Here is a 20,378-nt window from a genome sequence, read left to right as displayed (position 1 = left end):
ATTTTTAATTTTCAGTATCCTCTCTTAAGAATCCCTACCAGTTCATCTGCATGAGGCATTCTTTCTTCTATTTTTGCACAGACAGCATCAATATCGTAGTCAAGGCGTAGGAATTCGGCTCCTCCTGTTTCCGTGTCAAAGACCGCACAACCTGCCCTTGTGTCCCCGTCTCTTGGCTGCCCCACTGAACCCGGGTTTATGATTGTCAGGGTCCCGAGTTCCCTGTTCATGGGGATGTGAGAGTGCCCGACTACGAGGAATTCGGCATCAACAGGTTCCATCGGGTCTGCAAGCATCGCCATGATGGCTTCATCCGTGGTCTCGGGCTTTATATACTCGAATATGGAACGGGGGCTCGCATGGGTTAAAAAGAGTTTCTTTCCGTCAATCTCTTCCCTGATAACAAGAGGGAGCTTCTGCAGGTACTCCATCTGTGACTGATCGAGAATTTCCCACGTGTATTCTCGCGTTGCAATCGAGAGATGTTTGTACTTGTATCCGCACTGGCAGTCTACTTTGAAAGCAACGGCATTGTCGTGGTTGCCCCTGATAGTCGGGATGTTCTTTTTTTGCAGGAGCTCTATGCATTTGTCCGGGTCAGGTCCGTAGTCCACTATGTCCCCCAGGCAGATTGCCCTGTCATACGGGACTTCAAGGATTGTCCGGAGGGCTTCAAGGTTTGCGTGGATATCGGCTATCAGCAGGATTTTCATGTTTTTCCCCTTTTTACCAATAGATTGTGTGTTCTATTTGGTTAAGGTGCCACTACGATATATTTCCATAGCTCTGAGGTTTAAAAATTGAAATATCCCGGCCCCGGAAAATGTTCGAATTTACCGAATAGTTATCTGCTTAATCTGGCCTTCCGATCTTCGAAAAAGAAAGAAAAAAGCCTGAAATTTGAAAAACCTGAAACCTGAAGGCTTTGTTTCAGGCAGACAGCCCCCGCATTCCCACTCCCATTACCAGCAAGTTTGTTTCCATAGGAGGGTGGTTCCAGCCATCGGGAGAAACAGTCTTTTTCTCGATAGAAACTTTGACCTGGTTTCCGCTGAGGCCACAGTCTTTCATATAGTCCTCAATAATCTTTTTTCCGAGCTCCGTTGCTGCGTTCAGGGCTTCTGCATAAACATCGAACCTCAGCCTGCTTCCTGGAGCAAAGATCAGGAAATCCCTATCAGGAGACATTAGGCTTGAAGGCCTTATCAGAATTTCTACCCTTTTGATGCCTTTTCCTGCAAGGGCTCCTACTGCATTTCCTACTTCGGCATGTTCGGGGACCAGAATTTCAGCATCTATGAATTCCTTGAGTTCTTTCCGGTATGCCCGAACAGGCCCTCCGAGCAGGACAACAGGGATCCCAAGCTTGAACTTTGCGGGATAGTTTCCGTTCATAATTTTTTCAACAGCCGTGTATGGAACTCCCTGCAGGATATATGAGAGGAGGTGAAGCGACATGTTCCTTGCAACCCTCTTTTTTACGGCAGTACAGAATTCCCCCGGCGGCATGCGCATGAGCCTTGCAAGCCTTTCAGCCCCTATTCGGGAGGCTTCTTCGTTCCAGGCAGTATAGTCTCCGAGCACGTGCAAAGCGTCAGTTGGTGTAAAGCCAATTGCCTGGACAAGGCGCTTTTTAATAAGGGAATCAAGGGTCTGAGGGTGAAGGTCTTTTCTGATGAGGGCTTTGATCTCAGGCACGGAAATCGGTTCGTCTCCGATTGCTCTCAGCACTTCTGCTTCGGCTTTGCTCAGTTCGCCTGCCAGGTAACCAGACCTTACAAAAAACTTTGTAGATTGGATATTTTCGCAGAGGTCTTCTCTGGCAGGCATGGGAGTCCTTTTGAGGGAATTCAGGAAACCGGGGTACTGGACTGCAGCTACTGCGAGGGGGATGACTCTTCTTGGCCCGAGGAAAAGCTCCCTGTTCACAATCCAGATATGGCTGTCTCCCCCTGTAGCGGTGGTTTCCATCCGGATTGCCCGGACCCGCGTCTTCCAGCCGCCCACGACTGCCCCTTCATCGCTCAGGTCAGGAACTCCCATACAGATCGAGGAGATATCGGTACTTGTCCCACCTACATCCACAACCGCACAGGTCTTTAACCCTGAAAGGTAAGATGCGCCCACAAGGCTTGCTGCAGGGCCTGAAAAGATAGTTTCTATAGGTTTTTGCAGGGCATCTTTTATCCCGACAACCGAGCCGTCACATTTGAGCATAAGAAGCTGGGCATTGATTCCCCTTTTTCTGATATCTGCAATAATGGACTGTACAAACTGCCGGGTTATGGGGATCAGCTGGGCATTCAGGAAAGCTGTGACTGCCCTTTCGTAGGCTCCGAGTTCCTGCGAGAGTTCGTGCCCGCAAACCGCAGGCAGCCCTGTAAGCTTAAGTATGGAGTCCCTCGCTTTAAGCTCGTGTTCAGGGTTTCGGGTGCTGAAATAAGAAGAGACGGCAAAAGCTGATACTTTGTCCCTTACACGCAGGGCAAATTTTTCAATTGCTTCCAGGTCAAGAGGAGATACCTCTTCTCCGTTGTGGTTATGCCCCCCGCTGGCAAGGAGCACGTGCCCTGTGGGCAGTTCTTTCTCAAGGGGATGGTCCCCTATAAGGATCAGGGCTACGGGAAAACCTGTCCCTTCAAGGATGGTATTGGTGGAGAGGGTCGTTGAGACCGACACCAGTTTTACGTTTTCAAGATACTCCGGATTAAGGCCGTCAATTACGTTTTTGATGCCGGAAAGAGGATCGGGATAGGTAGTCAGGGCTTTATTTGAGTCCACAATTTCTCCATCCGAATCCCTTACGAGTACTGCATCGGTATAAGTGCCTCCAGCATCAATCCCAAGGCTGTAATGCATAATGAAAATGACTCCTTTTTCTGTTTATTTTTGTTTTTGGGTTATTGCAATCTGAGATTTCAGTACAATAAAGTACAATAAACCTGATACGTCAAAACTGATTATGGGTGTTAGGTATACTGAACATCAGATAAAAGGAATTGCTTATCACTGTGAACATTAAATTCAGAGATCGAAAGCGATTTTTTTAGTTCTACCCTGTAAATACAGAAAAAATCCGGGTTTGAAACTGGATTCCAGATAAAATTGATTTAGCTGAAAAATTGGATATACCCTTAAAGGAAAAACATTAATTACCTTCATTTCTGAAAGGAAAAAGACTTTTCAGTAATGATACTAAGACAAAGAGGGATTTACTGCTATGACTCCTGCAAAACCTGCCAAGAACGCTACCCCCCATCTCCCGGGGGATTACGATGCCCGGATATCCGGTGTGCTCCCATACTATTCTTCTTTTCATCAGGAGACTATCAATTTCATCAAATCCTTTCCTTCCAGCCCGAAAGTGTGGATGGATACCGGATGCGGGACAGGGACTCTGGTTAATAAGGCAATTGAAGAATTCCCCGATACAAAATTCCTATTACTTGACCCTTCGGAAGGCATGCTGAACCAGGCAAGGGGAAAACTATCTTCCTGCCCTGCCGGGAGACTGGAATTTCTGAGGGCTTCCCCTACCCAGGAATTCTCTCAAAAATTAGAAGAAAAACCGGACGTTATAACTGCTATACAGTGCCACCACTCCCTTAGCCGCAAAGCCAGGACAAAAGCCACAAAAGTGTGTTATGATCTGCTTAAGGAAGGTGGAGTTTACATAACATTTGAGAACATCAGGCCGCTAACAGAAGAGGGTATAAAAATAGGAAAAAGATACTGGGGCAACTTTCAGTTAACTCACGGCAGGAATGAGGAAGAAATAGAGGCTCATCTCAAACGTTTCGATACTGAATATTTTCCCATAACTGTTGAAGAACACCTGGAATTGTTGAGAAAAACAGGGTTCGAGACCGTTGAGTTGTTCTGGTACTCTTACATGCAGGCCGGGTTTTACTGCATTAAATAATATTTACCGCATTAAATAATCATTGCTACGCAGACTTACAGCCATTTGTATGCGGAATACAAATCGACCCATACTAAAGGAAAGCTACTATTAATAATGCAGCTAATGAAGCTTGAATTGCAACAATGCCGCAATCCAGAAAGAAAAGCAGAGGAAAAATAGAAAAAACGCACATGAAATTCTTCAAATAACAGGCACGACGAAATGAAAATACTTTTCAAATCACGGTACATTCATGCCGAAATAAAATAAAAAAAGAATTTTGGGGTAGTTTATTTACACATCAACCTTATTGAACCTCCAGAGGGACGTGGCTAACATTGCGAAGGCAAAGAGCAACAGGCCCAGGAAAGACATGATGAGATCTGCTGGTGTATATATGAAGTGCATACCCATTACGGTGAAGTTATCTCCCAGAGCAAAATATCGGATTCCGTTTGACAGGAGTGTCAGCGGATTAAACATTGAGAGGAACCTGAGGAAAGCTGGGAAGCCATCAATGGGATATAATGCATTGCTTACAAAGAACAGGGGCATACTGAGCAGAGTAAGAATCGACTGCATTCCTTCAGGGTTCTCAAGGGTGATGGCAATAGAACCTGAGAGGAAAAGAAAACCCAGAGTGAAAATTCCCACAAGGAAAAAGATGCCTATGATTGAGATAAACGTTTCAGTAGGCGTATATCCATTAAAGAAATCCATTCCTATCAGTCTTCCGAACCCTATTATCATAGCAGTTTGAATAAATGCTTTTGTCACGCCGGAAAGCCCGACACCCAGTATGATATGGGATCTGGGGACCGGACTCGCAAGAGTTTCCCTTAGCAAGCTATATTTTTTATCAAACATAAGGGAAGTGCCCCCAAAAAGGCTGCTGAACAGCACATCCATGGCAATTATTCCGGCACCCATATAGGAAAGGTAATCAACATTCGGGACTCCTTCAATGGGAGGGACAAGAGAAGTCAGCTGGTCAAAACTATCTGACATTGCAATCCCAAAAAATGCCAGCCACATCACAGGCTGGACCAATGAACTGATCAGCATCGATTTGAACCTAAAGAACTTCAACATATCCCGCCAGTATATGGCACGAAATTCGAAATTCATGCTGAAACCTCCACAGATTCGGATACTTCAGAATTCTCCTGCGGTTCTCCTTCCCTCAAGCCATGGCCGGTGTAGTGAACAAAAACGTCATCCATAGAAGGCTTTTTGATGTTTATGGTTGTAATTTCTATTCCTGCCTGCCTGATCCGATCTATAATTAGAGGTAGAACGTGAGTAACATCTTCTCCGATCATGACTCTCAGAGATTTTGTATCTTCCGTAACGGTTTTTACCGATTCGATTGACTTTAAAATCTCTACAACAATTTTATTATCACTGGTTTCCAGATAAATCAGGTCTTTACCAAGTTTATTCTTTAATTCGTCTGCAGTTCCGGTTACGATTATTTTTCCATGGTCAATTATACTGATCCTGTCACTGAGCTGATCGGCTTCTTCCATATAATGGGTGGTCAGGAATATCGTGGTGCCTTCCCTCTTGATTTCTCGCAAATACTCCCACATCCTCATTCTTGTCTGGATATCAAAACCTATTGTCGGCTCATCCAGGAAAAGGACTGCAGGTTTTGTCATCAAACCCCTTGCAAGCTCCAGTCTCCTCTTCATACCCCCGCTCAGATCTTTTGCAAGGGTGTCTCTTTTGTTCTCCAGCTCCGTCAGTTTTAAGAGCTCGTCAATACGCTTTTTTCGTTCCTTTTTTGGCATCGAATATATTTTACCGTGGTATTCAAGATTTTCACGTACGGTCATTTCGTGGTCCAGGCAAAGCATTTGAAAAACAATACCTATTGACTGTCTTACATGTTTTGAGTCTTTTGCCACATCATACCCGTTTACTTTAGCTTCCCCTTTCTGGATCTTCCGAAGCGTCGTAAGAATATTAATCACAGTACTCTTTCCCGCACCGTTTGGACCAAGAAATGAGAATATTTCACCCTCTTTTACATCAAAACTGATGTTGTCAACGGCCTTTACAGATCCGTACGAATGCTCAAGCCCATTGACCTCTATGACATTTGCGGTCACCTATAATCAACCCCCTTCCCACTCCGTGTTAACTTACTCTTAGACTTACTCTATCACTCAGACTAAACCCCAATTAGGAGTGATAAGAGCTTCAGGATATTATTGAAACAATTAAGTTCGGATAAATATCGAGATAGTTTTACACAAGTAGTTGTATCTCAGATGGCTTATATAATTAGGAAATAAAGATTCTAAACTAAATTCCTATAAGCTCTTTGTTTTCTGTTTTTCGCTTACCGGCAGATATTTAAAATCCTGCTAATCTTTCTTTTTTAGGGAATTGAAGGCCAAACAACTTTCCCGAGTTTGTTTTTTAAAAATAATTATTCTCAGAACAATTTTGATTCAATAAGGATCACAAATAAGTAGGAGATATCTTTATATAAAGGAGCTTTACTCGAAGCAATTTGAATTGTTGCAAAACAAAAGATTCTCTTTTGGAGATGGAAAAAAGACGAAAGGGATTAAGGACAAATTAAGAACAAAGTATTAAGGACAAATTAAGAACAAAGTATTAAGGACAAAGTTATGAGTTTTCCTGGAATTTACAAGCCCGCTACTTTAGTGGCGGTAGTTGAAGAAATTCCAGAAAAAGTCGAGACGGAAATTCCACCGAATTTTTTATCGACAAAATCAAGACTGAACATTGTACCCTATATATTAATCTACTTTTTTTGAATACATATTTCTTGTAATCACTTCAGCACTTACAACAACATGAGGAACGGAGTCTAGAGTGGAATAATCAAGTTAGGCCTCATTAACAATATATTACAGGCCTTAAACCAGACATCATTATATTTTTCAATATTAAGATAGGGTAACCTGTATTAGCGGAACAGAATAATTAAATTTTAAGATTTTTACAGAAATCTATAAATAGAATGAAGTAGACAACCACTTACCGGTTGCCGATAGAAAAAAGGAGGCAAAAGAACAGTATGTTGAAAAATGTACAAAAAATAGGAAAATTCTTGATAATTATCTGTATGATACTTATAGCGCTGTCCTCGCCGGCATTTGCCGCAACGGCAGAGGAAAACGCAGTAGCTATCGAAGGAGTGCAGACTGCACTGACTTTCGTATGGCTGCTTCTGGCAAGTGGGCTGGTATTCTTCATGCATGCGGGCTTCTCCCTTGTGGAAACGGGACTTACGAGGAGCAAAAACACTGCCAATATCCTGATGAAAAACTTCATGACGGTTGTCCTCGGCATCCTTGTCTACTGGGCTGTGGGCTGGGGTGTAATGTATGGAGCCGATGCAGCTGGACTTATAGGAACTGACCAGTTCTTCCTTTCAGGTGCCGACAATGCACTCTGGAACGGCTGGTTCTTCCAGATGGTCTTCGCTGCCACTGGAGCAACAATCGTTTCTGGAGCAATGGCCGAGAGGACTAACTTCAAAGCATACCTGATATACTGTGTCATGATGGTAGCGGTAATCTACCCTGTGTACGGACACTGGGTCTGGAGCGGAGCTGACATGGCCCTCCTTACCGGAGCCGACAGCCCGATTGTAAAAGCAATCGGAGTCGCAAGTCATGACTTCGCAGGTTCTGGAGTCGTGCACTCTATAGGAGGATATTCCGCTCTTGCAGGCGTGCTCCTTGTGGGCGCAAGGATAGGAAAGTTCAAAGACGGAAAAGCCGTGCCAATCCCGGGTCACAACCTGACCATCGCCTTCCTGGGAACCCTGATCCTTGCCCTCGGATGGATAGGGTTCAATGGTGGGAGTACCCTTGACGGAAACGACCCCTACATGAACCTGGTCATAGTCAACACTTTCCTGGCAGGAGCTGCCGGAGCTGTTGTGACTATGTTAATTACCTGGATGAAAACCGGGAAACCTGATCCCTCCCTTACCGCAAACGGGCTTCTTGGCGGGCTTGTTGCAATCACCGCCCCTTGTGGCTCGGTTAACAACTGGTCAGCCATTATCATCGGGGCAATTGCCGGGATAATCATCTATGCCGGAGTCATGTTCAATGAAAACAAGCTGAAACTGGACGACCCTGTAGGTGCAATTGCTGTGCACGGTTACTGCGGAAGCTGGGGCCTGATCTCTGTCGGGCTTTTCTCGATAGGAATTGGAAATGGGATCCTTGCAGATGCCGCATATGCCGCTGAAGTACCAGGACTCTTCTACGGAGGAGGAATCAGCCTGCTGCTGATCCAGTTGATATCAGTACTGTGTACCATTGTCTGGGCATTTGGAATCTCATTCATAATCTTCAAAATCCTTGATGCTGTAGTAGGGCTCAGGGTCTCTGAAGAAGAAGAAATCATGGGTCTGGATATTTGCGAACACGGAATCAGAGCATACCCCGAGTACCTGATGAGGGAGGAATAACATGACTAAAATGTGCAAAGTAGAAGCAATCATAAAACCCCTGAAACTGCATCAGGTAAAGGATGCCCTGGAAGAAGCCGGATTTCCAAGCCTGACAGTTACCGATGTTAAAGGTCGTGGCCAGCAAAAAGGAATTGTGCAGCAATGGAGAGGTAAAAAATACTGTGTGGATCTCCTTCCAAAAACCAAAGTAGAAGTGGTCATACCTGAAGAGAAGGTCGAAGATATAATACAGGTTATCCAGAGCACGGCCTTTACTGGAGAAATAGGAGACGGAAAAATCTTCGTTATCCCAATTGAAACCGTAGTAAGGATCAGAACCGGAGAAAGGAATGGAGATGCCCTTTAACAAGGCACCTCTTTTCTTCCTCTTTCACTTACTTAATTAGCAAATACGGAAAAGAATCAAGGAATAAGGCAAGATACCATGATGACTAAAACAAAATCAGAAACTCCAACCTTAGAGATTCCCCGCGGATACGGAATGCCAGTAATCAACCTGTATTTCTGGGTAGGGCTGGTTTCTGCAATCCTGCTTAGGGGCATAATTATAGCGGATCACTACAGTGTGTTCTGGGGAAAGGCAATATGGTATCTTGGAGTCACAGGTTACCTCTGGTTCTTCACACACAGATATCACATTGCAAAGCGAAGGTTCAGTGTAGTAAAGGACCTGAATCTGCTTGAAAAGGTGAGAACCAGACAGAAACTTTCAGAAAAAGACCTTGAAGGAATGGAATATCTGCTCTGGAGCCTTTCCGTATCAAAAGAGCGTGCAAATTATCTTGTAATCTCAGTATTCTCAGTAATAGCAGTTTCCCTGTCTCTCTGCCTTGACCTGGGAATCCTGAAACTCTAAAAAAATACTTCATTGTAAAGAAGCTCCTTATCAGGAGCCTTTTATATTTTTCTTCTTAAGTTCGTTTTTACGGGTTGTTTCTTTCAGTTTTTTACAGGTTGTTTCTTACAATTTCTTACAATTTGTTTCTTACAGTTTCTTACAATTTGTTTCTTACAGTTTCTTACAATTTGTTTCTTACAGTTTCTTACAATTTGTTTCTTACAGTTTGTTTTTACGTAGAGATGAATTTCTTTGATTTAATCCTGGGTAAAAATCAAAAACAATACCATTTTCCGTAAAAATGTTGTTTATGATTTGGAAGAAAGTGAAAGATATAGTAAAAAATAAATAAATAGATACATATAAATATCTTAATTGGCGATTTTATTTGGGGTGAATATATGGCGGAAACTTTGAGATTATCACCAGCTATTTGTGCATATCCAGACGACACATACGAAAATCTGAAGATAGAAGTGGTTCTTCCTGGAGTAGAAAAAGAGAATATTTCTTTCAAGATTGTAGAAGACGGTTTTTACATAAGAGCCACTAAAGAAGGGGTTGAGTATGCGGACAGCTATGCAGTATGCTGCCCTGTAAGCCCGGAAAAAGCTACTGCAACCTATTCTAACGGAGTCCTGAAAGTTACCGTACCTTATCAGCAGCCTTTCGAAAAAGCAATGGACGTAAAAATTGAGTGAACCTATGTTTAAGGCATTTAACTTGCGAAACTTTTCTTAGAGGAGGAGCATTTAATGGAGAATCCCGTGCCCAGGATAATAAAAACTCCTATTATTGCCATGTATCACGATGATAAACATGAAAACCTTACTATAGAAATTGAACTTCCGGATGTCATGGACGAACATATAACTCTTGTGATGCATGAAAACAGTTTTTACATTAAAGCCTACAGCGAAACTGTTGAATACCTGGGATCTTTTTTTCTGGACGGGCCCGTAGACCCGGAAAAGGCTTTTGCGGTGAACAATAAAGGGATGCTCACCATTAAAGTTCCATATAAAGGGGGATTTGCTTGCGCCAGATATGTTCCTATAGACTAAAAACTTGAAGACAGAAAAAAGCGCCGTACAGGGAAAAAATCCTGAAAAGACTTAATTTTATATCCAATCAATTTTTATTATATTTAACCTGAATAGAAGAAGACTATTTTGATCAGTTTTTACTGCAAGAGGAGATACCATGAAAATTGTTAAGTGCGGCGATCTGGGGTTCAAATGTAACTTTATGGCTGCGGGTAATGAGCTTGAAGAAGTCGAAAAAGCCATGTTTGACCATATAGAAAAAGAGCATAAAGAAGAACTCGATAAAATGTCCGAAGACGACATCAATCATCTGAAGCATCGTGTGTCAACCCTTCTGGGAAGAAGCTGCGGTTGCGGTGCTCTCCACACTGATGACTTTTAACTTATATCTACCCGGGTTTTCCCGGTACAGACTTTTTTCAGAACTTTTTTTGTGAATATGGTTTTTGTGAATATGGTTTTTGTGAATATGGTTTTTGTGAATATGGTTTTTGTGAATATGGTTTTTGTGAATATGGTTTTTGTGAATATGGTTTTTGTGAGTATAGTTTTTGGAGATACGGTTTTTGGAAATACGGTTTTTGGAAATACGGTTCAGCAAAGAACATAGCTCAAGCTGAGCCTGCTCTCATACTAACAGATTCTCAACCCTTATCTAAAACATTACTCATGAGAACAATATTACTCATGAGAACAATATTACTCATGAGAACATGTACTCATGAATTAAGAACCCATATCTGGTAATTAAGCAACGCTGCAAAACTGACCCAGAGAAGATAAGGGATAAGAAGATAGGAAGCTGTTTTCGAAATCTTCCAGAATTGTATAACTGTCAACAGGATTGCAAGCCAGAGCAGGAGAATCTCAAGAAAGGCAAGATAAGGAGATTGCAGTCCAAAGAACAGGAGAGACCAGAGTATATTGAGGCCCAGCTGTAACCCGAAAAGAAAGACTCCCACCTTGACTTCCTTTTTCTGCAGCCCATTTTCCCACACAAGGTAAAGAGAGATTCCCATAAGCGTATAAAGAGTTGTCCAGACAGGGAAAAAGACCCGGGAAGGAGGATTAAATGCGGGTTTTTCAAGCAAAAGGTACCAGCTTTCAAAAGAAGAAGATGCGAATATAGAGCCAATCGCTCCCGCTAACAGGCAGATTATTATAGAGACCAGAAACCTGGAGACATTTACTTTCTGAAACATATTCCCCTGGGAAATATCATGCTTCAACACTAATTAATATTGAGGTTGAGAAAAAAAACTTCAATTTCCTTTTCCTGTATATCAGGATTTTCTGGAAAAAATCACCGGAAAGAAGAGGCAAAATTAAAACCCTGTTGAGAAATTCGTCTCTTCTGGAATGAGATTTATATACAGGATAATAGAAATATACATAACGAAGTCGGGGATGAACCACATAAATATTTTAAGAGCTTGTTTAGTCCTATCTGGAGCTTTGAGCGTGCCCTATTTCATACAAAATATAGAAAGGTATATATAAGAACAAATAGGTAAATGGTTACCTAATGCCTAGTGAGGATGAAATCAAATGGTGCAGATGAAAAAGTGTACAACTAAAGAAGATGTATTAGAGGCTGTGAAAGAACGAGACGTAAAGTTTATCCGGACTCAGTTTACGGATACACTTGGCATCATCAAAAGCTGGGCAATTCCTGCAGAACAACTGGAAGAAGCTTTTGAAAACGGTGTAATGTTTGATGGATCTTCGATTCAGGGCTTTACAAGGATCGAAGAATCCGATATGAAACTCGTGCTTGACCCTTCAACATTCAGGATCCTGCCCTGGAGACCTGCAACAGGTGCAGTCGCCAGAATTCTCGGAGACGTATACCTTCCCGACGGAAACCCCTTCCAGGGAGACCCGAGGTACGTCCTGAAGAGCGCAATCAAAGAAGCCGAGAAAATGGGCTTCTCAATGAACGTAGGACCAGAACTTGAATTTTTCCTTTTCAAGCTTGACGCAAATGGTAACCCTACAACCGAACTTACCGACCAGGGCGGGTACTTCGACTTCGCTCCCCTTGACCGTGCACAGGACGTACGCAGAGACATTGACTATGCCCTGGAGCACATGGGATTCCAGATCGAAGCCTCCCATCATGAAGTCGCACCTTCTCAGCATGAAATTGACTTCAGATTCAGTGATGTACTTAGCACGGCCGATAACGTCGTGACCTTCAAATATGTAGTAAAGTCAATTGCCTATCACAAGGGATACTATGCAACCTTTATGCCAAAGCCCCTCTTTGGTGTAAATGGCTCAGGCATGCACAGCAACCAGTCCCTTTTCAAGGACGGAAAGAACGCTTTCTATGACCCTGATACTCCGGATCAGCTTTCCCAGGACGCAAAGTACTACATCGGCGGACTGCTTAAACACATTAAGGAATTTGCAGCTGTTACAAACCCTGTAGTAAACTCCTACAAGAGGATAGTTCCGGGATACGAAGCTCCGGTTTACATCACCTGGTCTGCAAAGAACAGAAGTTCACTGATCAGGATCCCGGCCACCCGTGGCAACGGAACAAGAGTCGAACTCAGATGTCCGGACCCGTCCTGCAACCCCTACCTTGCCTTTGCTCTCATGCTCAGAGCCGGTCTTGACGGGATTAAAAACAAGATCGACCCCGGAGAGGCCACCAACGTGAACATTTTCCACCTTACGGAAAAAGAACGCGAAGAGAAAGGTATCCTCTCCCTGCCTGCAGACCTCAAGGAAGCAATCGATGAAATGAAAGGCAGTCCATTCGTAAAAGAAGCACTTGGAGAACATGTCTTCAGCCACTATCTCTGTGCAAAAGAGATGGAATGGAATGAATACAAAGCAATGGTTCACCCCTGGGAACTTGAAAGATACCTCTCCATGCTTTAAGAACGATCATCCTTGATGAGAAAGTAGCCGGACAAATCCCTTAATGAGAACTAAAAAAAAGTTCAATAAGAATCGGAAACGCACACCTTATCCGGCAGGTGTGCTCCACCTTTCCAAAAACCATCTTCCGGTTGAAAAATGGAATGTTCCTCTAAAAAAAGAGGATTCTTTTATTGGGATAAAGTGTTTTCTATTTTTTTCAGAAAAACTGAACCGAAAAAGGATTTCAGTATAAAAATGCTTTCCTCAAGAAATCCTGCAATTTCAGTTCAAGCTTTTCAAGTTTGTCTCATTACTTTTTTGGCAGGCAGTAGTATCAAAAATTAATATGATGTAAAAGAGGCTGGCAGCTCCGAGCATGACAAACATTGTAAACTGCTGATTTGTCAAGAAATACGGGCAATTTTACGTGGAAAGAAAGAAAAATTAAGCGGTTAAAACGTCATGCTTTGCAGTGTTACTGTGAGCAATTCTGTTTCTGAAAAAAGAAACATATATATATTGTCAAATAGGTACTAAATTACTTACTTCCCTTAGCGGCGACCCTCTCAATTTCTTTGAAAGAGCTAAAAGCAGAGGCAGGAAAGCTGTCACGAATTCAGATCATATATATAATAAAAATTAAATTAATTTAAGTGAAGATGTTCCCTTACTTACGAGAACTTATAGAATATCCCCTGAAACCCAGTTTATCCAGCTGGCAAATTTTTTGACTATTTCTCAAAAATGAGCCGCAGAAATCTTAGGAGAAATTACTGGCAAAAGTACTTACATCACGTTCATTTCTATTCATTTCTAGAGTGATCAAAATGTGTGGAATAATAGGCTTTATAGATCGAACAAAGTCCAGAATGGACGGGTCGAGCATAAAAGCCGCCCTCAGTCTCATGAATGAAAGAGGCAGTGGAGACGGGGCAGGCTATGCTGCATACGGGATTTATCCCGAACATGCAGATTGTTATGCTCTTCATGTTTTCTTTGACAACCTGGGAGAGCCAAAAACGAAGGTTGACGAGATCCTCAAGCTCTGGGGAGAAATCGTTCACCAGGAAGAGATCCCTACAAACCCCCAGCCAGGCTTAAAAAAAGTCCATATCCCCTGGAGATATTTCTTCAAGCCCTCAAAAGACATGATGGCAGGAAGAATGGATTCCGAAAAGGACGTTGTCACGTACATCGTCATGGAAGTGAACGCAAACATAAAAGGCGCCACAATTTTCTCCTCGGGTAAAAATATGGGAGTCTTTAAGGCTTCCGGCTGGCCGGAAGATGTAGCAAACTTCTACATGATAGAGAATTACGAAGGCTATATCTGGCTTGCCCACAACCGCTACCCAACAAATTCTCCGGGTTGGTGGGGAGGAGCTCATCCCTTTAATCTGCTTGACTGGTCAGTAGTGCATAACGGCGAAATTACCTCATACGGTACGAACCAGCGCTACGTGGAAGGGTATGGCTATAAATGCACCCTCTTTACCGACACCGAGGTTGTAGCCTATCTCTTTGACCTGCTCGGAAGACAGCATGAACTTTCCCATGAGATGGTTGTCCGGGCTCTTGCCCCACCATTCTGGGACGACATCGACCGCATGCCGGCAAAGGAAGCCGAATTGAACAAAGCAATCCGCCTTACCTATGGGTCTGCCCTTATGAACGGGCCTTTTGCTATTGTAGTCGGGACAGATAATGGAATTGTAGGCTTCACTGACAGAATTAAACTTCGACCCCTTGTAGTTGGAGAAAACGGAAGCAAACTATACATCTCCAGCGAAGAAGCCGCAATAAGGACCCTTGACCCCGAAGTAAAGAACGTATACACTCCCAGGGCAGGAGAACCCATTATAGGGAGGTTTATCGAATGACGCTCGGAAGTGTACCCCCAAAGTATAAAGTCAGCATTGACCGCGACCAGTGCATGGACTGCGGACGCTGCATTGAAAACTGTTCCTACGGAGTGTACAGAAGAGAAGGCGACAGGATCCTGATCGAGTCCAGAAAATGTACTGCCTGCCTCCGCTGTGTTGCAATGTGCCCGAGGGACGCAATCACCCTTACGGAAAAGCCTGTAGACTACCGTTCCCACCCCCTCTGGACCCGGGAAGCCAGGGAAGATATCATCAACCAGGCCCGCAGCGGAAAGATCATCCTTTCAGGGATGGGAAATGCCAGGGACCTTCCGATTATTTATGACCGCCTTCTCCTTGATGCCTGCCAGGTCACAAACCCGAGCATCGACCCCCTGAGAGAGCCCATGGAACTCAGGACTTATATAGGAAAGAAGCCGGCCAGACTCAAATTCAGAAAAAACGAAAGTGGAGACGTTGAGCTTGAAACAAAACTGGCTCCCAACCTGAAACTCGATACCCCGGTCATGATAGGGCACATGAGTTTCGGAGCCATCAGCCTTAACTCCCAGCTCAGTATGGCAAAAGCCGTAGCCGAAACCGGGACTTACATGGGGACCGGAGAAGGAGGGCTGCATAAAGAGCTCTACCCCTACCAGGACCACATGATCGTGCAGGTCGCCTCAGGCCGTTTCGGGGTTAACATTGACTACCTGGAAAGAGGTGCTGCCATTGAGATCAAGATAGGACAGGGAGCAAAGCCGGGCATAGGAGGACACCTCCCAGGAGAAAAGGTAAACGAAGAGGTCTCCAGAACCCGTATGATCCCTCTGGGCAGTGACGCCATTAGTCCAGCTCCTCACCATGATATTTACAGCATAGAAGACCTTGTTCAGCTTGTCAGAAGCCTGAAAGAAGCAACCGAATGGAAGAAACCGGTCTTTGTGAAGATTGCAGCCGTGCACAATGTGGCACCCATCGCTGCAGGCATTGCCCGTTCCTCTGCAGACGCAGTGGTCATTGACGGGTTCCGCGGAGGAACAGGGGCCGCCCCGAAGGTCTTCAGAGACCATGTGGGAATTCCCATCGAAGCTGCAATCGCCAGCGTTGACCAGAAACTCAGGGACCAGGGTGTCAGAAATGAGATTTCTATCATTGCAAGCGGAGGGATAAGAAACAGTGCCGACCTTGCCAAGTCAATTGCACTCGGTGCGGATGCGGTATACATAGGAACTGCTGCCCTTGTCGCTCTGGGATGCAGAGTCTGCGGAAACTGTTACAGAAACCTCTGCCCCTGGGGCATTGCTACCCAGCGCCCGGACCTTGTGAGCAGGCTTGACCCCGAAGCCGGAGCAGCACAGGTTTCAAACCTGATACACGGCTGGACCCTGGAACTCAGCGAACTTATGGGCGCAGCAGGCATCAACAGTATAGAGAGCCTGCGCGGGAACAGGGACCGCCTGCGTGGATACATGCTGGATGAAGGAATGCTTAAAATCCTGGACGTACTGCCAGCGGGGGCCTGAATATGAAGACGGTAAGAATTGATGCCAAAGGCATGCATTACACCCCCTTAAACCAGAAAATCAGGGCCGCAGTTGCGGACGGGGCAGAAGAGATTATAATCGACAACGTGCTCGGACAGCGCTTTATCGGAGACGGAGTTAGAGGTGATGTCCGCATCATAATCAACGGGGTTCCCGGAGGAGACCTGGGAATGTTCATGAGCGGACCTACCTGCATAGTCAACGGAAACGCCGAACATGCCCCCGGTAACACAATGAACAGTGGCATGCTTGTGATCCACGGAAGTGCAGGAGATGCGGTCGCTCACAGTATGAGGGGAGGCAAGGTCTTTATAAAGAACAACATCGGATACCGCGGCGGTATCCACATGAAACAGTATGAAGTGGAAGCCAGACCCATACTTGTCGTCGGGGGCACAGCCCATTCCTTCCTTGGAGAATATATGGCAGGAGGCCTTGTGCTTGTGCTCGGGATAGGCAAGGAAAAAGCCATGACTGACAGGGGCATCGGAAGCGGGATCCACGGTGGAGAGATTGTCATCCGCGGGGAAGTGGATGACTACCTGCTCGGGGTCGGAGCCAAGAAATTCGAGTTTACGGAAACTGACCTGGAACGTATAGCCCCTATTATAAAGAGCTTCTGCGAGCAGTTCGGGTACGACCCCGCAGAGTTCCTGGACACCAATTACACAAGGATCGGACCTGCAAGCAGCCGACCTTTTGCAAGCAAATACGTCTGGGAGTGATCAGAGATGGCAGAAAAGAAACCAATCAGTAAGAGTTACCTTGACCTGAAATCAAAAGTCTGGGACACCGGCCTCTGCTCAGGCTGCGGGGCCTGCGTTGCAGTCTGCCCTGCTGACGCCCTGTACTTCGAAACAGGCGGTGATTCCACACACCCGAAGAGCAACAACTACTGCAAAGCCGCTGTTGACGACGTGCCCTGCGGAGCCTGCTATGAGGTTTGCCCGAGACTGGACGAACAGTCTTCAAGCCTGCTGGGGGACTACCTGGAAATCACCACCGGAAAAGCAGAATTAGACGTCCCGAGAAAGCAGAGTGGAGGAGCCGTAACTGCAATCCTTGCAAACGCCCTCGACACCGGCCTTGTGGATGCCGTGGTCACCGTCACCGAAGACCCCTGGACCCTCAAGCCGCGTTCCATGGTAATCACCTCAAGTGAAGTCCTCGTAGGACAGGCAGGAAGCCGCTACAACTGGTGGGTTCCCCTTGTCTCTTCCCTCAAGGAAGCCGTCGTAAAGCGGAAGTACAGGAACATTGCAGTTGTGGGAGTCCCATGTGTGGTCCAGGCAGTCCGCAAGATGCTTGAATCCGACCACCAGCTGGTCAGCCCCTATAAGAAGTCCATCCGTTTCGTGATCGGGCTCTTCTGTACCGAAAGCTTCGACTACGAAAAACTCATTGCAGGTAAGCTGAAAAGCGAGTACGCCCTCGAGCCCATGAAAGTCTGCCGCATTGACGTCAAAGGCAAGCTCGAAATAACCCTTAACGACGGGACCCAGTACGTTATCCCCCTCGCCGAACTTGAGGACACCGTCCGCCCAGGCTGCGGAGTCTGCACGGACTTTACCGCCCTCAAAGCTGACATCTCCGCCGGAGCAGTGGGAAGCCCCAACGGCTACACAACCCTTATAGTCCGCACCCTTGTGGGACAGCACCTCCTGGAAAGCGCAGTTGCCAACGGGAAACTGAGCGTAGGCGGCGGCGAGCTTAACATGGGAATCGTCGAGAAACTCGCCACAAAGAAGCTGGCAAGAAAAACGGAGTAAAATTACTTCAAAAATGGTTTTAGATGGAGCAATCTCCATCTTTTTTACGTTCTTTTTTTGTAAACCTGGATTATATTTAGAATTATTCCCCAGGAAATTTGCTACTTGAGGTAATTTCCGTAACCGTTTCAACTACTATCCCTTCTTCTTCGTCAACCAGGAAATCTACTGTCCTGTTTTCTGACTGTATCCTCAAAGCCGGAGCACACCCGGGACCGGCGTAACCTTCAGGAGTTGGATGACAGGAATAAACCACGCCTACAATCGTTGCTCCTTCCCGGATCATTTGTTTAGCACGGCGTCATTAAGTGCGATTTGAGCCACATGAGATGCATTTGTTTTGAGCCATTCCGATTCAGATTCATTGTACGGGGGAAGAACGGGTATGGCAGAGAAATTAATACTCAAATTACCTGCATCTTCACTTACAGATGCATCTGTGCTGTCATTTGATGTTTTTGAAGAATTTCCGGTTGATTCTTGACCAATACATCCAACGAAACTGCCAACAATCAAAAAAAAGATCAACGAAATAATTTTTAATTTGACTTTCAACACAAAACCCCTGGAAGTTAGTTTATTCTTATAACAAATACGCCTCTATAACTATTATTTCCCACGCACTTTTCTGCCAAAAACCAGATATGTGAACAGGACTGCAGCACCTGCCAGCTCAGAACCCGGAAAAGGAGCTTCCTCTCTCGGCCCGGTTATTGTGTTGTTTTCAGGATCATTAAAAATAAGATCTTCTTTGCCGTTTAAATTTGCAATGTTATTCTTCAGAATGTTGTTCCTGCTGGAATTGTTGATGTTTATCCCATACCCCGTGTTATTCGAAGCATAATTGCTATCCAGTATATTGCCAGAAGAATCTATCAAAAATATCCCATTGATATTATTGGAATTTGCGACATTGTTTAACAGACTGTTATTGTTACTGCTTTGGAGATTTATACCACTCCAATCGTTTGAGCTGGCGGAGTTATTTATAAGATGTCCATAGCCGGATTCGAGCAAGAAAATGCCAATACGGTTATTTGACGCGGTATTATTAACAAGCGTGTTATTGTAAGAAAAAGACAGCCAAATTCCAAATCCTGCATAGGTCCAATTTGCAGTATTATTGCTCAGTTCATTGTTACTGCTGAATTCATAAAGAAGTATGCCATTATGATCATTCAGGTTTAAAATATTATTATTCAACCTGTTGTTGCTGGAGTTCCATAGCAAAACACCGATCTGGCTCATGGACACACTAATTGGCAAGAGTATTGTTAGAAGAATCGAGAAGAGAAACACCAAAACTGTTTGATGAAATATTATTGCCGCTTATAAGAGCCTTACTGACATTTTCTAAATAGATCCCGGCTTTATCATCCCCGTATTCATCTGTTTTGGCACCTGTTATCTGGAGTCCATTGATGGTTACATTATTTGCAGTCACATAGAAAATGTCGTCTTTCGAGCTGGCAGCCCGGATAATCGTTTCATCGGAATTTCCGGAATAAGACTTGATTGCCAGTTCTTTATTCACATTCACGTTTTCCTCATACGTGCCGGGATAGACGAGAATCGTATCTCCTGAAGTCGCGTTATCGATAGCTTCCTGTATAGAGGTATAATCTGCTCCTTCGCTGTCATCTACCGAAATTGTGTCTGCAGCCCCTGTACCGGCAAAGATTAACAAAAAGATGAAGGTTATCAGATAACAGAATTTTATTTTCATATACAACCTCTTGAAATTAAAAACCGGGACTTTCTTACCTTTGACATGTGGAGTTCAAATCTACTCTAGAAAGTTCGTTTGAACTCTACCAAATATCTTTTTAAATGTTCATTTTTTCCATGAACTTACTTTTATAATTAATTTGTGGCCAAGTCATCCAACTGACAGGATATATAAATTAAAATCCGAGTTTTTTTGAGATTTATAGAGGAATTAGATTGATAGTTAGATGATTTGGCCATAAAACATTAAAAGAACTAGTAAAAATGAGTTTATGGAGTTTGGAAGTATTTCCGTATACCTTATTGGGAAGCATTCGGTTCTGAAATTAAACGTATATATGT

At 44.4% G+C, this 20,378-nt stretch carries 22 protein-coding genes; 12 read left to right on the top strand and 10 right to left on the bottom strand.

What is annotated here, in order from left to right; all coding sequences use genetic code 11:
• Positions 1-11: 11 nt before the first annotated feature.
• Together ACSAZL_RS00645 and ACSAZL_RS00640 are read right to left on the bottom strand one after the other, a co-directional pair.
• Positions 12-713, bottom strand: coding sequence for a metallophosphoesterase family protein (locus ACSAZL_RS00645; protein WP_440946838.1), 702 nt, complete (start codon positions 711-713; stop codon positions 12-14).
• 217 nt (positions 714-930) lie between these two features.
• On the bottom strand, positions 931-2,859 hold the full coding sequence (locus ACSAZL_RS00640) for a hydantoinase/oxoprolinase family protein (protein ID WP_440946837.1): 1,929 nt from the start codon (positions 2,857-2,859) through the stop codon (positions 931-933).
• Between the two features lie 361 nt (positions 2,860-3,220).
• On the opposite strand from ACSAZL_RS00640, the gene ACSAZL_RS00635 reads away from it, so the two are divergent.
• On the top strand, positions 3,221-3,922 hold the full coding sequence (locus ACSAZL_RS00635) for a class I SAM-dependent methyltransferase (protein ID WP_440946836.1): 702 nt from the start codon (positions 3,221-3,223) through the stop codon (positions 3,920-3,922).
• Positions 3,923-4,198: 276 nt separating this feature from the next.
• Here ACSAZL_RS00635 and ACSAZL_RS00630 read toward each other — a convergent pair whose 3' ends face one another.
• The gene (locus tag ACSAZL_RS00630; protein ID WP_440946835.1) at positions 4,199-5,032 is read right to left on the bottom strand and encodes an ABC transporter permease; all 834 of its coding nucleotides are present in this window, start codon (positions 5,030-5,032) and stop codon (positions 4,199-4,201) included.
• Positions 5,029-6,018 carry an ATP-binding cassette domain-containing protein gene (locus tag ACSAZL_RS00625; RefSeq protein WP_440946834.1) on the bottom strand — a complete coding sequence of 330 codons (990 nt, stop codon included), beginning with the start codon at positions 6,016-6,018 and terminating at the stop codon, positions 5,029-5,031. The genes ACSAZL_RS00630 and ACSAZL_RS00625 overlap by 4 nt, the downstream gene beginning before the upstream one ends.
• A gap of 941 nt (positions 6,019-6,959) precedes the next feature.
• Between ACSAZL_RS00625 and ACSAZL_RS00620 the strand changes: the two genes are divergently transcribed.
• The 6 genes from ACSAZL_RS00620 to ACSAZL_RS00595 all read left to right on the top strand — a co-directional run bounded on the left by ACSAZL_RS00620 (position 6,960) and on the right by ACSAZL_RS00595 (position 10,638).
• Positions 6,960-8,369, top strand: coding sequence for an ammonium transporter (locus tag ACSAZL_RS00620; RefSeq protein WP_440946833.1), 1,410 nt, complete (start codon positions 6,960-6,962; stop codon positions 8,367-8,369).
• Between the two features lies 1 nt (position 8,370).
• Positions 8,371-8,718: a P-II family nitrogen regulator gene (locus ACSAZL_RS00615; RefSeq protein WP_440946832.1), complete on the top strand. Its 348-nt coding sequence runs from the start codon at positions 8,371-8,373 to the stop codon at positions 8,716-8,718.
• 81 nt (positions 8,719-8,799) lie between these two features.
• Positions 8,800-9,228 carry a hypothetical protein gene (locus tag ACSAZL_RS00610; protein ID WP_440946831.1) on the top strand — a complete coding sequence of 143 codons (429 nt, stop codon included), beginning with the start codon at positions 8,800-8,802 and terminating at the stop codon, positions 9,226-9,228.
• 383 nt (positions 9,229-9,611) lie between these two features.
• Complete coding sequence (locus ACSAZL_RS00605; RefSeq protein WP_440946830.1) at positions 9,612-9,911, top strand: Hsp20/alpha crystallin family protein; 300 nt, start codon at positions 9,612-9,614, stop codon at positions 9,909-9,911.
• Positions 9,912-9,965: 54 nt separating this feature from the next.
• Entirely contained in the window at positions 9,966-10,274 is a 309-nt protein-coding gene (locus tag ACSAZL_RS00600; protein ID WP_440946829.1) for an Hsp20/alpha crystallin family protein, read from the top strand.
• A 139-nt stretch (positions 10,275-10,413) separates the two neighbouring features.
• Positions 10,414-10,638 (top strand): DUF1059 domain-containing protein, encoded by a 225-nt coding sequence (locus ACSAZL_RS00595; RefSeq protein ID WP_440946828.1) that lies wholly within the window; start codon positions 10,414-10,416, stop codon positions 10,636-10,638.
• On the opposite strand, the gene ACSAZL_RS00590 is transcribed toward ACSAZL_RS00595, so the two are convergent.
• Both ACSAZL_RS00590 and ACSAZL_RS00585 read right to left on the bottom strand, forming a co-directional pair.
• Entirely contained in the window at positions 10,635-10,742 is a 108-nt protein-coding gene (locus ACSAZL_RS00590; RefSeq protein WP_440948943.1) for a hypothetical protein, read from the bottom strand. The genes ACSAZL_RS00595 and ACSAZL_RS00590 overlap by 4 nt on opposite strands.
• Positions 10,743-10,975: 233 nt before the next feature.
• Positions 10,976-11,458 carry a TspO/MBR family protein gene (locus ACSAZL_RS00585; protein WP_440946827.1) on the bottom strand — a complete coding sequence of 161 codons (483 nt, stop codon included), beginning with the start codon at positions 11,456-11,458 and terminating at the stop codon, positions 10,976-10,978.
• 346 nt (positions 11,459-11,804) lie between these two features.
• Between ACSAZL_RS00585 and glnA the strand changes: the two genes are divergently transcribed.
• The 5 genes from glnA (at position 11,805) to ACSAZL_RS00560 (ending at position 18,308) form a co-directional block, all read left to right on the top strand.
• On the top strand, positions 11,805-13,148 hold the full coding sequence (gene glnA, locus ACSAZL_RS00580; RefSeq protein WP_440946826.1) for a type I glutamate--ammonia ligase: 1,344 nt from the start codon (positions 11,805-11,807) through the stop codon (positions 13,146-13,148).
• Positions 13,149-13,957: 809 nt separating this feature from the next.
• A complete protein-coding gene (locus tag ACSAZL_RS00575; RefSeq protein WP_440946825.1) occupies positions 13,958-15,010 on the top strand; it encodes a class II glutamine amidotransferase in 1,053 nt (350 codons plus the stop codon).
• Positions 15,007-16,518 (top strand): glutamate synthase-related protein, encoded by a 1,512-nt coding sequence (locus ACSAZL_RS00570; RefSeq protein ID WP_440946824.1) that lies wholly within the window; start codon positions 15,007-15,009, stop codon positions 16,516-16,518. Before ACSAZL_RS00575 ends, ACSAZL_RS00570 begins: the two co-directional genes overlap by 4 nt.
• Before the next feature lie 2 nt (positions 16,519-16,520).
• Positions 16,521-17,264 (top strand): hypothetical protein, encoded by a 744-nt coding sequence (locus ACSAZL_RS00565; RefSeq protein ID WP_440946823.1) that lies wholly within the window; start codon positions 16,521-16,523, stop codon positions 17,262-17,264.
• 6 nt (positions 17,265-17,270) lie between these two features.
• A complete protein-coding gene (locus ACSAZL_RS00560) occupies positions 17,271-18,308 on the top strand; it encodes a Coenzyme F420 hydrogenase/dehydrogenase, beta subunit C-terminal domain (RefSeq protein ID WP_440946822.1) in 1,038 nt (345 codons plus the stop codon).
• A gap of 82 nt (positions 18,309-18,390) precedes the next feature.
• Here the strand turns inward: ACSAZL_RS00560 and ACSAZL_RS00555 are convergent, their stop codons facing one another.
• The 4 genes from ACSAZL_RS00555 to ACSAZL_RS00540 are packed head-to-tail and all read right to left on the bottom strand — an operon-like array spanning position 18,391 to position 20,034.
• Positions 18,391-18,594, bottom strand: coding sequence for a hypothetical protein (locus ACSAZL_RS00555; protein ID WP_440946821.1), 204 nt, complete (start codon positions 18,592-18,594; stop codon positions 18,391-18,393).
• Positions 18,591-18,863, bottom strand: a complete 273-nt coding sequence (locus tag ACSAZL_RS00550) for a hypothetical protein (RefSeq protein ID WP_440946820.1) — start codon at positions 18,861-18,863, stop codon at positions 18,591-18,593. The genes ACSAZL_RS00555 and ACSAZL_RS00550 overlap by 4 nt, the downstream gene beginning before the upstream one ends.
• A gap of 54 nt (positions 18,864-18,917) precedes the next feature.
• A complete protein-coding gene (locus tag ACSAZL_RS00545; protein WP_440946819.1) occupies positions 18,918-19,556 on the bottom strand; it encodes a NosD domain-containing protein in 639 nt (212 codons plus the stop codon).
• A 7-nt stretch (positions 19,557-19,563) separates the two neighbouring features.
• On the bottom strand, positions 19,564-20,034 hold the full coding sequence (locus ACSAZL_RS00540; RefSeq protein WP_440946818.1) for a right-handed parallel beta-helix repeat-containing protein: 471 nt from the start codon (positions 20,032-20,034) through the stop codon (positions 19,564-19,566).
• Positions 20,035-20,378 lie beyond the last annotated feature (344 nt).

The sequence above is a fragment of the Methanosarcina mangrovi genome, assembly GCF_052057765.1.
Classification (GTDB): domain Archaea; phylum Halobacteriota; class Methanosarcinia; order Methanosarcinales; family Methanosarcinaceae; genus Methanosarcina.
The sequence above is the reverse complement of the archived record's forward strand: the minus strand, read 5'-3'. Positions and strand labels throughout refer to the sequence as shown.